Annotated in this window: 14 protein-coding genes and 1 pseudogene; 13 read left to right on the top strand and 2 right to left on the bottom strand. The window is 54.9% G+C overall.

The window, feature by feature from the left end; genetic code table 11:
- The first annotated feature begins 147 nt into the window (after nucleotides 1–147).
- The 5 genes and pseudogenes from LG385_RS24210 to LG385_RS24190 all read left to right on the top strand — a co-directional run bounded on the left by LG385_RS24210 (nucleotide 148) and on the right by LG385_RS24190 (nucleotide 5,406).
- Entirely contained in the window at nucleotides 148–2,772 is a 2,625-nt protein-coding gene (locus tag LG385_RS24210; protein ID WP_318781427.1) for a M10 family metallopeptidase C-terminal domain-containing protein, read from the top strand.
- A gap of 427 nt (nucleotides 2,773–3,199) precedes the next feature.
- Complete coding sequence (gene stbB, locus LG385_RS24205) at nucleotides 3,200–3,916, top strand: StbB family protein (RefSeq protein ID WP_225776357.1); 717 nt, start codon at nucleotides 3,200–3,202, stop codon at nucleotides 3,914–3,916.
- Nucleotides 3,916–4,239 (top strand): annotated as a pseudogene (locus LG385_RS24200) (hypothetical protein); the annotation flags it as partial. The gene stbB and the pseudogene LG385_RS24200, both read left to right, overlap by 1 nt.
- Nucleotides 4,240–4,253: 14 nt before the next feature.
- Nucleotides 4,254–5,107 (top strand): IS5 family transposase gene (locus tag LG385_RS24195; protein WP_225772267.1). Its coding sequence is split into 2 segments (ribosomal slippage): nucleotides 4,254–4,602 and nucleotides 4,602–5,107, totalling 855 coding nucleotides; the frame shifts between segments, so codons are not numbered across the junction.
- A gap of 20 nt (nucleotides 5,108–5,127) precedes the next feature.
- A complete protein-coding gene (locus LG385_RS24190; protein WP_225776356.1) occupies nucleotides 5,128–5,406 on the top strand; it encodes a hypothetical protein in 279 nt (92 codons plus the stop codon).
- 3 nt (nucleotides 5,407–5,409) lie between these two features.
- Here LG385_RS24190 and LG385_RS24185 read toward each other — a convergent pair whose 3' ends face one another.
- Nucleotides 5,410–5,823 (bottom strand): hypothetical protein, encoded by a 414-nt coding sequence (locus tag LG385_RS24185; protein WP_225776355.1) that lies wholly within the window; start codon nucleotides 5,821–5,823, stop codon nucleotides 5,410–5,412.
- Between the two features lie 344 nt (nucleotides 5,824–6,167).
- Between LG385_RS24185 and LG385_RS24180 the strand changes: the two genes are divergently transcribed.
- Complete coding sequence (locus LG385_RS24180) at nucleotides 6,168–6,518, top strand: plasmid mobilization protein (RefSeq protein ID WP_225776354.1); 351 nt, start codon at nucleotides 6,168–6,170, stop codon at nucleotides 6,516–6,518.
- Nucleotides 6,519–6,684: 166 nt separating this feature from the next.
- On the opposite strand, the gene LG385_RS24175 is transcribed toward LG385_RS24180, so the two are convergent.
- Nucleotides 6,685–6,978: a hypothetical protein gene (locus LG385_RS24175; protein ID WP_225776353.1), complete on the bottom strand. Its 294-nt coding sequence runs from the start codon at nucleotides 6,976–6,978 to the stop codon at nucleotides 6,685–6,687.
- A gap of 526 nt (nucleotides 6,979–7,504) precedes the next feature.
- Between LG385_RS24175 and LG385_RS24170 the strand changes: the two genes are divergently transcribed.
- The 7 genes from LG385_RS24170 to LG385_RS24140 all read left to right on the top strand — a co-directional run bounded on the left by LG385_RS24170 (nucleotide 7,505) and on the right by LG385_RS24140 (nucleotide 13,381).
- A complete protein-coding gene (locus LG385_RS24170; protein WP_413247395.1) occupies nucleotides 7,505–7,927 on the top strand; it encodes a hypothetical protein in 423 nt (140 codons plus the stop codon).
- Nucleotides 7,928–8,091: 164 nt separating this feature from the next.
- Complete coding sequence (locus LG385_RS24165) at nucleotides 8,092–9,981, top strand: LPD7 domain-containing protein (RefSeq protein WP_318781428.1); 1,890 nt, start codon at nucleotides 8,092–8,094, stop codon at nucleotides 9,979–9,981.
- The gene (locus tag LG385_RS24160) at nucleotides 9,969–10,895 is read left to right on the top strand and encodes a hypothetical protein (RefSeq protein WP_225776352.1); all 927 of its coding nucleotides are present in this window, start codon (nucleotides 9,969–9,971) and stop codon (nucleotides 10,893–10,895) included. Before LG385_RS24165 ends, LG385_RS24160 begins: the two co-directional genes overlap by 13 nt.
- A gap of 528 nt (nucleotides 10,896–11,423) precedes the next feature.
- Nucleotides 11,424–11,783, top strand: a complete 360-nt coding sequence (locus LG385_RS24155; protein ID WP_225776351.1) for a histone-like nucleoid-structuring protein, MvaT/MvaU family — start codon at nucleotides 11,424–11,426, stop codon at nucleotides 11,781–11,783.
- Between the two features lie 34 nt (nucleotides 11,784–11,817).
- A complete protein-coding gene (locus tag LG385_RS24150) occupies nucleotides 11,818–12,441 on the top strand; it encodes a hypothetical protein (protein WP_225776350.1) in 624 nt (207 codons plus the stop codon).
- Between the two features lie 270 nt (nucleotides 12,442–12,711).
- Nucleotides 12,712–13,068: a type II toxin-antitoxin system RelE/ParE family toxin gene (locus LG385_RS24145; RefSeq protein ID WP_225776349.1), complete on the top strand. Its 357-nt coding sequence runs from the start codon at nucleotides 12,712–12,714 to the stop codon at nucleotides 13,066–13,068.
- The gene (locus LG385_RS24140) at nucleotides 13,061–13,381 is read left to right on the top strand and encodes a helix-turn-helix domain-containing protein (RefSeq protein ID WP_225776348.1); all 321 of its coding nucleotides are present in this window, start codon (nucleotides 13,061–13,063) and stop codon (nucleotides 13,379–13,381) included. Before LG385_RS24145 ends, LG385_RS24140 begins: the two co-directional genes overlap by 8 nt.
- Nucleotides 13,382–13,731: the final 350 nt, after the last annotated feature.

Below are 13,731 nucleotides of genomic sequence, written 5' to 3'. Positions count from 1 at the left end.
GTCATCAGGGGCTTTCCAGTGCGCCACCGAACGCACGAACACACGAAGCGAACCGGAGGCCAATGCCCTAGTCTTTGGACTGGCTTTCTTCCGTTCAGCTCGTAGTCGAGCGGCCGTGTCTCCTATCTTCTCAAGGAAAAATCGTTCATGACGACGATCTTCAATGTGTTCGACTACGGCGCCAAAGGTGACGGCGTCAGCGATGACACCCTGGCCATTCAAAAAGCTATCAATGCCGCTGCGAAGGCGGGAGGCGGCGAGGTTTACCTGCCTCATGGTACCTATATTGTCAGTGGCCCCAACAGTGATGGTGGATGCCTGACCCTGAAGAACCATGTGACACTCAACGGCGAACGCATGGGGCTCACCACGCTCAAGCTGGCCGATGGTTCCAGTAATGACGTGGCGGGACTGATCCACACCGCTGCACACTTCAATACCACAGAAATAACCATCAGCAACTTGACCCTGGACGGCAACAAGGCCAACACCAGCGGAACGGTTGACGGCTTTGTCACTGGTAGCGCGACCGATAAGTCAGCACATACCGCAGGCTTTCACGTCGCCGGCGTTGAGTTTCAGAACTTCAGTGGCGACGGGCTACGTGCCCAGGCGCTCACCACTGCTGGATATGTATTTGACAGCCTGTCCCATGACAACGACGGCGACGGCTTTGCCACCCAATTTAAAGATGAGCAGGTCCGTCGGGATGACATCACGTTCAGCGACAACAAGGCCTATCAGAACGGCGGTGACGGGTTCGATCTGAAAGCGAGCCAGGATTACTCTGATTACTTCGGGGTTTTTACATTCCCCAATAACGATGCGTACGACAATGTAGGCAACGGCATCATACTGACCGGCCTGGAGACGGACTTGGTGTATACCTACGGGGGCATTGTCGGAGGGAGGGTGCACGGCAACGGCGGGGCTGGTATTCAGCTACAGGGCATCAAGGGCATGGGTGTGAGCCATACCGAGATCTATGACAACGGGAAAGAAGGCGTTGCCTTGCTCGGCACCTACTATACGCCGGTTTACCAGAACTACATTCACGATAATGCCCAGGGTAGTGCTGCCGCAGAGATCCTTGTAGATACCTTCACCAACGCTCAAGGGCAGACCTACGCTGCGGACACATACTACGACCTGGTGGACAACGTTATCGTAGGTAGCGACCAATCGACTTACGGCCTGGACGATCGTTATGCCGCCGATAGCGACCAGTTCCGCCTGTTCTACGGCAACGTCATCAGCCATACGCAGCAAGGGCAGGTGATCAGTGATCGTGACCATGTGACCAGCAACTCGCTAAAAACCACGTTCACGTTCCTGGGCGGCGACGGCGCTGACCACCTCGTGGGCACGCCCAGCGCCGAATTGATGCACGCGGGCCGCGGCCGCGACGTGCTGGACGGCGGCGCTGGCCATGACATGCTGGACGGGGGCCAAGGCGCGGATCGCCTCACCGGCGGCGCGGGCGACGATGTGTTTGTGTATGCCCGTCGGCAGGACAGTTACGCCAGCACGGCCGGCGATACTCACGACCGCATCCTGGATTTCGATGCGGCTCACGATCAACTGGACCTTACCGCGCTTCACCTGAAGGGCCTGGGGAGCGGCTACTACGGTACACTGCAGCTCAGCTATGACAGCAGCAATGACACTACCTACCTGCAAAGCCTGGATGCCGATGCCGATGGTTACCGGTTCAAGCTGGCGCTGAGCGGCGACTATCAAGGTAGCCTTAACAGCACCAACTTCTATTACCGTTGGGACGGCACCGGTTATGCCAATACGTTCACCACTGCGCGTGTAGGCGGTGCGCTGCTGGTAGGCCACAAAGGCGACGATACGCTTTACGGCGGCCCAGGCGACGATCGTTTGCAAGGCGATATTGGCGCTGACCGGCTGACGGGTGGGGACGGCCACAACACATTCGTCTACAAGGCACTGAGCGACAGCTACGTCAACGATACTGACAGTACTCGTCACGTTGACCTGCTGATGGACTTCAGCCAAGGAGAAGGCGACCTGATCGACGTCTCTGCGCTAGGTTTCACTGGTATCGGGAATGGCCACCACGGCACATTGACCCAGTCCTATGACCGCAATACAGGACTGACCACGATCGAATCCCTTGATGCCGACGAAGCCGGAAACCGCTTTGCGATCACCCTGCTCATGAGCGGTTTCACGAGCGGTTTTGTGAACGATGGCCGGTCGACCGACGCCGACGCCTTCATCCTGGCACCCTCGACACCCGATCCCAGTGGCTTCTTGGACGGTCGTCGAGTGGGTAGCGACAGCTTTGACACTTTGCGGGGCAGTACCGGTAACGACGTGCTGATAGGCCGCAGCGGCGGTGACCAGTTGTATGGCGAAAGTGGGGCCGACACCTTCGTGTACCAGCAGATCAGCGACAGCTACCATGGTGCCTCAGACTTGATCGGTGACGACTTTCTGGTGTCAGTGGACCGTATCGATGTGTCTGCCCTGGGGTTCACCGGGCTCGGCAACGGTGATAACGGCACCTTGAAACTGGGGTATAGCGCCACTACCGATCGTACCTACGTGCAGTCCAACCAGGTGGACAGTGACGGCCATCGGTTCGAGGTAGCACTGGAGGGTAATTACCGGGATACGCTTTCTGCCGACAATTTTGTATTCAGTACCTCCTCATCGGTGCCAGACACAAACCACGCCTCTGTCCTTACTGACCACAGCGTTGAAATTCTGCCGATAGGCGTAGCCGCTGCCGAGCATGCCTGATGTCGACGGGAGTACTCAGTCCAAGCGGTACGGCTTTTCAGTAGTCGATGCTATGGCGTGTGGGTAAATGCTTTTAGAGCAGCGCCGCAACCCACATCCCTAAAGGCCACTGACGTTCCTCACCTACCACCTCCGTACCTGATCACGTCAGGTGCCGTCCTCCCGGCTCGTCGTGACGCGCTCTAGCGTCGCGGCGAACGGAAGCACGGGCGAAGCGAACACTTGACGCTACCTCGCCCAGAAAAGGCTCACCGCAGGAGTGTGGGGTAGCTTCACCACCCCGCGCTCCTGAGGTCAACGCGGCCGTTGCGGGATGACAAGGGCAGAGCCCTTGGTCTTGATCTTCACAAAACACTGGACACACACACCACCAAGCGCATCGGGTGACTGCACCCGGTGCGATATCTCCTGCCTGAAGGAAACCCACATGAAAGTAGTCACCATTAATTACACCGGCACCGTTGGCAAAACCACCCTGGCCGCGAACTTCCTTTCGCCTCGCATGAGTGGTGCACCGATTTACGCCATTGAATCCATCAACGAAACCGCTGAAACCCTGGGTCTTGACGTTGAAAAGCTGCGCGGCAACAAGTTTCGCGAGCTTTTCAAGAAATTGATGCTGGAGGACCATGCAATCATCGACGTTGGGGCTTCCAACGTCGAAGACTTCATGGCCAACCTGGAAGGCTTCGACGAAGCGCATGAAGAAATTGACTTCTATATGGTTCCGGTGACTTCAGGCACCAAAGAGCAGAAGGAAACGATGACACTGATTAGCAGCCTCTCCGCCATTGGTGTTCCGCCGGAGAAAATCAGGGTTATCTTCAACCGCGTTGAGCGCGATGTTCGGGCGGAGTTTCCTATTATTTTCGCCTACTACGACACTTCCAAGTCATTCTGGATCAATGAGCGTTGCGCCGTATTTGAAACTGAGCTTTTCGATGCCCTCTCGGTCAACCGCACGTCTATGCAAGCGCTGATGGAAGACGAAACGGACTATAAGCAACTGCTTAAAAACAAAGAGGCGAGCCCAGAGGACCGCAATCGTTGGTCCGATATGTATGGGCTGCGCGCACTGTGCCGTGGGGTCAACCGTAAACTCGACGCGGTATTTGCTGAGTTGTTCGCTGAGGAGGCAGTCTGATGAATGGACAAATCGCCATGCCTGCAACGGCCAGGGATGCGCTAATCACCGAATTGCTAAGCGACGTTGGGCGCTTGCATGATGATATTAAAAGCATTCCCAAGGTGCTTGAACTGTCCATGCGGGATTCGTTGAACATCGTGGCCGACGCGGTTGAAGACGCCGAAGACACCGCGTTATCTCTGCAAAAAAGTACCAAGGACTTTATCCAGGCAGCCACGGCTCAAGCGGGCATGGATGTTGGCATCCAGCTAACCGAAGCGATACACCAAAGCCTAGGTTTTGTACGAAAAGTCGGTGCGGGTAGAATCGCCGCCATGATTGGCTGGAGGTCCGCATGGCAAGGCGTTACGAACTCCCCGACGCAGCGTGGGAATTGATCAAGGATCTGGTTTCTCCAGAACAGAAAATGGGTCGCCCGCGCAGTGATGATCGTGTGGTACTCCATGGAATCTTATGGATTCTGTGCTCCGGGGCTGCCTGGCGCGATTTGCCGGAGCGCTTTGGGCCTTGGTCAACGGTGTATCAGCGTTTCCGTGACTGGCGCGACGACAGTACATTCGACCGGATACTGGAGCGTCTGCACATTCGACTGAATCAGGAAGGACGGATCGATCTGGACACCTGGATGATCGATTCCACTGCGGTACGTGCAACCCGAGCCTCTTCAGGCGCCGGGAAAAAAGGGGGCCTGGAGAACCGCTAGACCATGCCCTTGGGCGCAGTCGAGGTGGCCTGACCACCAAGATTCACATGCTCTGCGACGCTAATGGCGTGCCATTACGCTTTATGCTTTCGCCGGGACAAGCCAGCGACATCGCTCAAGCCCAGCCGCTGCTGGAGCAGGTACGCATTCCCGGAAAGCCAGGGCGACCACGCAAACGTTGTCGCTGGTTACTGGCTGACAAAGGGTATGACGCAGAACACCTGCGTCACTATTGCGACCGTTACCGAATGCAGCCGGTGATCCCACTGCGCGCCATGCCGCGCAAACCCAGGCCTGGTTTGCCCCGGCTATTTGATCGACCGAAATACCGGCAGCGAAACATCATAGAACGGATGTTTGGCTGGCTAAAAGAGAATCGCAGAATCGGCACCCGCTACGACAAACTAGCCAGAAGCTTTGCAGCCATGGTCACGCTGGCCTGCAGCCTACGTTGTATGCGGCAATACTTTTCGTACAAAACCTAGGGCGCGCTTTCGAACCTGCTTTGACCAAAGCGGCCATTCAGATCGAGCAGCTGGAAAGCAGGGTTAAGGCGCTTTCGGGGAGTGTGCGTGACACGCAAGCGACCCGGTTCAATTACATCCTATTGGCCGGGTTTGTTGCCGTAGCGCTAACGATGATTGGTGCGATGGGATGGCTTGCAATCAAAGCCCAGGATGCTAGCGAGACGAATAAATGGTTCTTCGATGAATACCAGGCACAGCGGAATGCGATTGATGCTTTACCGCAGAGCATCAGGGACCGTTACAAGCTACAGCCGTAAACGTCACTTTTCGGCGTAGACAATCCCTTTGCCTGAAATGAGCGCGTTTAGGTCCATCTTGTTCACGTCTTCCCGGATCTTCCTGAAGTCCGCTTGCGTGAGGGGGGCTTTAGGAGCGGAAGGCGCTTCTACCGCGCTCGTAGCGGCCTGCTGGGGACGTTCAACGGGCTGTTCGGCAGCTGGTGCTGTGCGATTTCCCCCGTGATCGCGTGCCGGCATCTGAACGCTGGCCGTAAGGCCGAACGCCTTGATGTACCGGCTGAATTGCGCGGCGCTCATCTCGAAATCTCCGCCCTGGCTCAGTGCCTGGCGAATCGTGGTTTGGGTTTCGCCGGCGTTCAGCCGCGCCTGGATCACTGCCCGGTGCTTCACAAACTGGGCTTTGCCGGTTCGGGGTTTGCTTCTCCAATCGGCCATTTTTGCCGCCCTCATTGGTCGTTCGAGCTTCAAACCTACCAGCCCATGCCTATTAGTGCAACGTAGTGCAATGGTGTGCACGCTAGTGAACGTTTGTGCAATCTAATGAACTGGAATGCACGCCAGTGCATGACAGTGCAACACAGTGAAAGCCGCCCGAATTTCCTGGGTCAATCCCCATCCTCGGGGGCGATAAGCAGGCACGTTACCGATGTATACGGGGGCAAGCCCCCTCCTACATCGACGTGCCAAAGGGGACACCCCTTTGCAACCCCGCAGCGCGCTAGCGCTTCGCTTGTCATTCGTCGTCAGTCATCAAAGCAATCGTCATTGTTGGAGGCCCTATGGCTGAGCAGTCCAAGAAAACCCGCGTCCTGACCCTGCGCGTGACCGAGGAAGATTTTGCTGAAATCGACAAGAAGCTCAAAGCCACGGGCATGACTACATCCGAATTTCTGCGCGATGTTTTCCTAAACTCCAAAGTCACGTTCAACGTCAAGCAAGCTAGGCCGGTGGATTACCACCGATTGCTGTTCTTCTATAACAAGGCCAGTAACAACATTAACCAGCTGGCTCATAGCGTGAATGCCGCGAACCGGCGCGGCTTAATTTCGGAATCTGTCTATCTCAAATGGCTCAATAAACTGGCCTCGATTGAGTCCCGCTTTCTGACAGGTATCTCCAATGTTGATTAGGGCGAGTGGGTACAACACTGGCGCGCAGGAGTATCTTGAAAAAGGCAAAAAATCAGGTCGCGAATTAAGCCGCGATGAACTGGACCACCGAATGGTCCTATCGGGTGACCTGGACCTGACTCGGGCAATTTATGAAAGCATTCCCGACCGTGGCCAGGACCGGTATCTAACGTTCACGCTCAGCTTTCATGAAGACATTATACCCGAGGCCACGCTTCACGCGGTAACTACCGAGTTCAAGCAGTTTTTGATGTATGCCTATAATGAGGATGAATTCAATTTCTATGCCGAAGCGCACTTGCCAAAGCTCAAATGGGTAAACGATAAGAAGACCGGCGAAGCCATCGAGCGTAAGCCTCACATCCACGTCATCGTGCCTCGCATAAACCTGCTCAGCGGCAATGAAGCCAACCCCGTAGGCTTCTATAAAAACCACGAAAAGCATTTTGAAGCGTTTCAAGAGTACCTGAACCAGAAATACAACCTTGTTTCACCCAGAGAGCGCGTCCGAGTAGACATCAGGGACGCGGCCAGTGTGTTGTCCAGGTACAAGGGCGATGATTTCTACGGGAAGAACCGTGAGTTCAAGCAGTCCCTGGTCAAGCAGGTCATTGAAAGGAATGTCACCACCCGTGCCGACTTTTACGAACTGGCCTCTACCTACGGTGATACGCGAATTCGCAACCAAGGTAAGGACAATGAGTATCTGGCGGTAAAGCTACCTGGTGATACCAAGTACACAAACCTGAAAGAGACTATTTTCCAGGACGATTTTATCGTTCGGCGCGAGTTGAAGAAGCCACCCTTGGATAAAGCCGTCATTGCTCAGCGGTTGACGGAGTGGCCGCAACGCGCCAGGGAAATCAAGTATGTGGAAAAGGCTACGCCCTCGTTTCGTAAGCGCTATGTGGACGCTAGTCCCGAGGTAAAACAGCAATTACTTGCTGAGCGTGAACAGAAATTCTACCGAATCCATGGAGAGCATCATGACTTACAGCCCAGCAAACGGCCGCGAGATCACCAGCGAAGTGTTGTTGAAACTACGGGGCGACGCGCTGCCCAGTCTGCCGATGGCCTGCAAGACCTGTCCGTCAGCGATGTGGCAAATCACCGGCAAGCCGGATCGACCCGAAGCCGTGACGGTACGGTGTTACTGCCCAGTGATGCACACGTTCACCTGGGACAGCCGCAACCAGGAGGAGATTCTGGACTGCGATCATCTGTACGAGGAACAGGACGAGGAGGGCACAGCCGGCCCGCAGCTGAGCGAGGAGGAAGAGGAAGCCGGCCTGCCGCCGTTTCTCAGGCAACAGCGGGAACAACAGCGCCAACAGGCGCCGCAGACCGGCGACGCGCCGGAGCTGCCCGAACTCCACGAAATGCCCGAGTACAACGAGCTGGACGCGTAGTCCCGCCCTACGCGAAGAACCCTCATCGGGTGGCAACGATTGCGGACATCGAGGAGCGTGGCCGGCGCTTATTCGATCCGCTAAAGCGGCCTGCGCAGCGTGAATTGGTGTTTTTGCGTAAGCCCTTCAAAACGCTGGCCAGCGATTCCCAGGCCGGCACGTCGATGCCTAAGGCCGTGCACGCAGGCCAAGGCGCTGGCCAAGCCCGTACACCCCGCAAACCCCGCAAGCGCCGGCTGGGCACAACGGTACCGCCTTATGCGAGAAACCCCCACCGCGTGGCCACGGTAAAGGACATCGAGCAGCGCGGACGAATGTTGTTCGACCCACTCAAGCGTCCTGCAGAAAACCCGCTGGTGTTCAAACGGGCGCCCATCAAGGCCCTGACAGCCAACAAGCACGCCTCAACGGTGGCCGCGTATTTCACGCGGGAGGCGCAGCACAACCAGATTTTGCCGGCTCACCGCTACGTCATGCGTCGCATCGACCAGCAGTTCTATTCGACCCGGCGCGCCGTGTTTTCCGATGACCGCTTGACCCGCCAGGACAAGGCCCAGCTGATCTCCGTGCTGACCTTCGAGCGGTTGCGAGCGCGCGAACAGCTTCAATCACCCCAACCCAGCACCGAGGTAGATTTCATGGGCAGTGCAGCCATACGACAGCTAATTGAGGAAGAAAAGGAAGAACCGGGCTTCACCATCAGCGGGGCCAAAGGGCATTCCCCTGAAGGCGTGCGTGATCGCGTGAAGCGCATCATGGATCGCTTCGCCAACCAGGTAGACCCGCAAGCCGCCGAGGAACGCGCCCGCGATCTGAGCGCCAAAGACCTCTATACCAAAAAGGCAAAATTCACCCAGAACGTGCATTACCTGGACAAAGCAACCGACAAGACGCTGTTCGTGGATACCGGCAAAGCTATCTCGATGCGCCGCACGGGCATTACCGAGCCTGGTGTGGCCGTGGCGCTCCAGCTGGCCAAGGAGCGGTTTGGCAGCACGCTCACGATCAATGGCACCGCGGACTTCAAAAAACTGGTGATCGAGGCGGTAGCCAAGAACGGCCTTGACGTGCATTTCACTGACAAGGCGATGAACCAGGGCCTGGCCGCCCGCCGTGCTGAGCTGGATATTGCCAAGGACGGGCAAACCATCGAGCCCGGTGTGGACACGTCGAAGGACGTTGACCAGGCCACCGCTAAACGGGCTAATGAGCCTGGTCAGGACCAGCCCACGAATGAGGCCGCGCCGAAGGTCGGCGCTGGGCTAGACCCTGACGCGCAAAGCCCCAGCGAGATGGTCAGGCGCGAAGCGGCCTGGCGGCAGGCGATGCCGCTCACTGAGGCAGACGTGCGTGCCTCGGACACGGTGATGAGCCTCAGGGCTGAAGACCATGCAGTGTGGCTGATCGCAACCGACGACAAGACGCCAGAGGCCACCGCCATGCTCGCGTCCTACATGGAAAACGACGCTTACCGCGAAACGTTCAAAGGCGCCATTGAAGTGCTGTACGCGCAGGCCAAGGGCTCGCCGGAAACCGTTCAGGCCCTGGACGCCGCCACGGAAACAGCGGTCGGGATTGTTCACCAGGTCGAAGACCGGTTGCAGGCAGCCGCCGTGCCGGCGCCATCCGAGAACCCGGCCAAGGCCAATACCAAGGTGATTGAGGGCGAGCTGGTGGACCATGGCGCAGCGCGTTACCAGCACCAGGACGACAAGCAGATGAGCTACTTCGTCACGCTCAAGACCGACGCCGGCGAGCGTACGGTGTGGGGGGTAGGTCTGGAGCAGGCCATTGATAACGTCATGGAACACTCAGACTTGTCAGTGGGTGACCAGTTGCGCCTTGTAGACCTCGGCACGCGGCCAGTCGTGGTGCAGGAAGTGGCCGAAGATGGCACGGTGAAGGAGAAGACGACCAATCGCCGCGAGTGGTCAGCGCAACCCCCCATGCCAGAACGCGAAGTGGCCGGCACCACGCCGAAGGGCTTGGCCGTCGCAGCCGGCACGCCGGAGCTGCCCGAGCCGGAGCAGGAGGCCGGCATGTGTTCGGACTGATCTTCCTTTCTGAAACCGTTCCAAGCGGGGCGGTTTCGACTATTCTCTCCATCCGCTTTCGATCCATAGCAAACGGTCGTAAGGGCAGCTCTCGGTCATTCTCAATTTATTTATGGATAGTGGGCGCTATGGTGAAATTAAAGGACGTAATAAAAGAAGGATTTCAGCTTGGTGACCAAAGTAGGTCAGAGAATGATTTGGCCTTGGTTTCCTTAAGGGTGGCATTAAAGTCATTTTTTATGACGTATGCTAAATTCCGTGGAAGGATTCGATCCATTACCGATTCTACAAGCGATAAGCAGGACATAGTCGACGCTCATTCATTGAGCTATGCAGAAGCATACGCTGAATGCATAGTCCATTTTCAGCATTTCGCAGAGCTGGCTTGTAAAAGCTTTCTACGAGCAGATCATCCGCTTCTTTCTGATGTTGCTTCAGCGAAGGTAGGAGTACTTCATAGTCTTCTACACAAAAAGAAGTTAACAGCAGATGAAGAAATTCAGGTTAAAAGCATTGAGTTTTCGGAGGCCATGAGTCGGCTCAAATTACTCGTGGAAACCGGGAAGCTTAAAGGGTATAAAGAGCTAGAATTTATTTCTGATCACTATAATACCCTAGTTGAGCTAAATAATCTCAGAAATAGAATATGGCATCGCGGTATATTCATTCTTGAATATAAGGCGTTGGATATATTTATTGGGCGGTTCGTGCTACCTTTCGTTCGAGATGTTATCAATCATCCTTTGTACTCTGGCAGGGAAATAATCTGGAAGTATTCCAATTTAAGCTGCGGACTAGACCCTCTTGAAGAAATAATTAGGCATTTCTCAAGTGAAAAATATAAGTTAGAAAAGGTCGCTTATTTAAAGAGATTGGAAGGGCGGCATATGATGAAAAGCTACCTAAAAACATAGGCTCTTCAAAGTTCAAATCTTTTACATTTAAACTTGTAAATCATGAAAAACATCGAGCTGAGCGGGTGGCTGCGAGCGAAGCAGACCGTGATTATTATAATGTCCGCGAATGTCCAACTTGCGGTGTGAAATCTTTAATAATTCATGACGAAACTGATTCGGATTATGACGACGAAGGTTTTCCAGTGAATTATTATCGCTTCACACACGCTGCTCGATGCGAATTTTGCACCCTCTCTTTAGACGATGATATAGGAAATGCATCTGATCACGGACTAATTGGGATTCCTGATTATTTCAGCAGCGAAGTAGGAGGATGAGCTAGTTCGTCACGCTCAAGACCGACGCCGGCGAGCGTACGGTGTGGGGGGTATCCGCTCTGCAATGTGACCCCAAAGCTATATTGCAGAGCGGATTTACCTAGCTCCCACGTTAGCTACAAACCCTGGCAGTACTGCAATGCTTGCCTATAGGCACAGAGCGTTTTAGCCATTAAGATAGGATTTTAACACACGAACAGGTAGCACCATGTCACGCCTCGCTGAATTCCGCGCTTTAGAACAGAAATTGGCTGATCAGCTCGCTGAGCTTGAGAGCATGAAAAATGATGAGGGCTTAAAGCGCGAAGTCGAATTTGAGCAGAAGCTACGCGATCTGTTGGCTGAGTATGGTTACAGCCTGCGGCATATCATCGCAATCCTTGATCCTCAGTCTACCCGCGCAACCACAGCAGAACCCAAGAAATCCACGCGTAAGGCGCGCACGGTGAAGCGTTATAAGCACCCTGACACGGGAGAAGTAGTCGAAACGAAAGGCGGTAATCACAAGACTCTCAAAGCTTGGAAACAGGAGTATGGCTCTGAGATGGTCGAGGCCTGGTTGGAGTAATAATTTAAGCTTATTGATGGCCCAGGGGATGCCGATGCGTCGCTTCCTAATCGAAGAATACGAGACCATTGACGTAGACCTGGTACGCGCTAACCGCGATCAGATTTATGCCATCGATTTAACGTTGGATGGCCGAGCCTGTATCGGTTTTGAACACGTCCTGGTCGAACCTAACATCTGCGGCATCCCTGTACGTAAAGCCATCTTCAAAGACACCCACGTGCCTTTTTCAGACCAAGAGGAAGAGCGTGAAGCCTTGCTGGCAGCGCTTCGTAAGCTCTATCGCTTGGCCTCTGGTCGAAAGCTACGAGTCCCCCAAGCAGGTATCGGAGCTGGTCCATACGGGCTGGCACTCCATAGCCCCCGTATCTATCACGACCTATGCCGGATACTGGCTGATCACTTTGGCTATCAGCAACCGTCCGCTTCGCCCTGCCATGCTCATGACGACTGTTACGTCACCGCTGCCTACTGTCACGCGCTTTTTTCCGAAGTATGTCGCCAGGGCTTTTACATGATTGACCATGTTGCACAGAAGCATGGGCTGACCTTGGAGCAGTTGAAAGCTCATTGCTCAGCAGCTGGGCGGACGCTGGAGGCGCAGGGCAAGCTCTTTGCGCTTCATTTGCCGATCTATCGCTGGGCCAGCGATCAGTAATCAATCGCGATCATTCAGATGCGCGTCACTCAGAGAGCAACGCTGGGTTACTCAACCAGTGCTGCTTCATGAAATCAGAGCGTAACAACCCCCCTAAATTGCCTGTTGTAATCGGGTCAGACCTTTGGCCACCCCTGAAAATAGGGGATGGGCGCTGCTATGGGGTTGTTTTACCCACCTATTGGCATTGGCTATGCTGCCTCAGACCCGATACGGAAACCTTTGACCTCCCTACCACCTAGTGATAGATTTCCTCCTAAGGGAGGATCTATGCCGACGAGGGTATTCAAAACGAAAATTTTTGCTGTCACCGCAAAGAAGGCCGCCATTGCTGATGCCGAGCTCTGTGAGGCAATACAGGAGGTGATGAAGGGGCAGGCTGACGATCTGGGCGGGGGGGTATGGAAAAAACGCCTGAATGAAAACCGGCACCGCTCCATTATCCTCGCTAAAGGTGGTGATTACTGGGTGTACCAGTTCCTGTTTGCCAAGAGCAATCTGGAAAACATCAGCAAAAAGGAGCTAGCCGGATTCAAAAAGCTTGCCAAGGCCTATGAGGGTTTGAGCACTGAGCAGATCCAGCTGCTGCTGAAGCGAAAAGATTTTTTGGAGATATGCAATGGCTAAAAAATTCAAAAGCGAGGCTTTGGAGTCGATTCACAGCTCGGCTGACGCGCTGCTGGCTGTCGGTGCTATCAGCAAGGCTACGATGCGGGAATTCGACGAGTCCTGCATTGCTGAAGTACCTACTGAAATCGAACCCGCGCAGATCAAGCAGATACGTCAACGCAGCCATGTCAGCCAGCCCATTTTTGCCCGGTACCTCAATACAAGCGCATCAACTATCAGGCAGTGGGAAGCTGGCGACAAGCGGCCTAGTGGCATGGCGCTCAAGCTGCTCATGATTGTGGAAAAGCACGGCATCGAGATCCTGGCCTAGCTGCGGCCTATAGCCCCTTACCTGAGGCTGAGTATTCCACGCTAGGCTAGAACGCTCTGGCAAGGGCGTTTCGAGATTGCGTGTGTAGCCTATTGATACCAGCGGATTTGTACAGCGGAATGCGAGACGGCCGTGGTACTATCCAGCGCAGCTTTATTCGCAGGAAAGCAAACGATGTAAATCTCGAATCGCAGAAACCAAAAAGCCCCGGTTGGCGCCGGGGCTTTTTGGAAAATCCTGAACAGGCCGTTTGGAAAGCGGAGTACCTGTCCAGCACACTTAACGTGAGCCAATTATGGCGATCACTACGGCTTCGTGCAAGCCCCAAAAAGTGATCCCAACTGGCTCAC

The sequence above is a fragment of the Pseudomonas sp. Marseille-Q5115 genome, from assembly GCF_916618905.1.
Taxonomy (GTDB): Bacteria; Pseudomonadota; Gammaproteobacteria; order Pseudomonadales; family Pseudomonadaceae; genus Aquipseudomonas; species Aquipseudomonas japonica_A.
This window is presented reverse-complemented; position numbering and strand designations above follow the sequence as displayed.

Excerpts from the sequence above, each read along its gene's own strand:
- LG385_RS24140 (WP_225776348.1), top strand. The coding sequence starts at position 13,061 with ATGGCTAAAAAATTCAAAAGCGAGGCTTTGGAGTCGATTCACAGCTCG.
- LG385_RS24185 (WP_225776355.1), bottom strand. The coding sequence starts at position 5,823 with ATGGCCGATTGGAGAAGCAAACCCCGAACCGGCAAAGCCCAGTTTGTG.
- LG385_RS24165 (WP_318781428.1), top strand. The coding sequence starts at position 8,092 with ATGCCTAAGGCCGTGCACGCAGGCCAAGGCGCTGGCCAAGCCCGTACA.
- LG385_RS24150 (WP_225776350.1), top strand. The coding sequence starts at position 11,818 with ATGCGTCGCTTCCTAATCGAAGAATACGAGACCATTGACGTAGACCTG.
- LG385_RS24180 (WP_225776354.1), top strand. The coding sequence starts at position 6,168 with ATGGCTGAGCAGTCCAAGAAAACCCGCGTCCTGACCCTGCGCGTGACC.
- LG385_RS24210 (WP_318781427.1), top strand. The coding sequence starts at position 148 with ATGACGACGATCTTCAATGTGTTCGACTACGGCGCCAAAGGTGACGGC.
- LG385_RS24145 (WP_225776349.1), top strand. The coding sequence starts at position 12,712 with ATGCCGACGAGGGTATTCAAAACGAAAATTTTTGCTGTCACCGCAAAG.
- LG385_RS24170 (WP_413247395.1), top strand. The coding sequence starts at position 7,505 with ATGACTTACAGCCCAGCAAACGGCCGCGAGATCACCAGCGAAGTGTTG.
- LG385_RS24155 (WP_225776351.1), top strand. The coding sequence starts at position 11,424 with ATGTCACGCCTCGCTGAATTCCGCGCTTTAGAACAGAAATTGGCTGAT.
- stbB (WP_225776357.1), top strand. The coding sequence starts at position 3,200 with ATGAAAGTAGTCACCATTAATTACACCGGCACCGTTGGCAAAACCACC.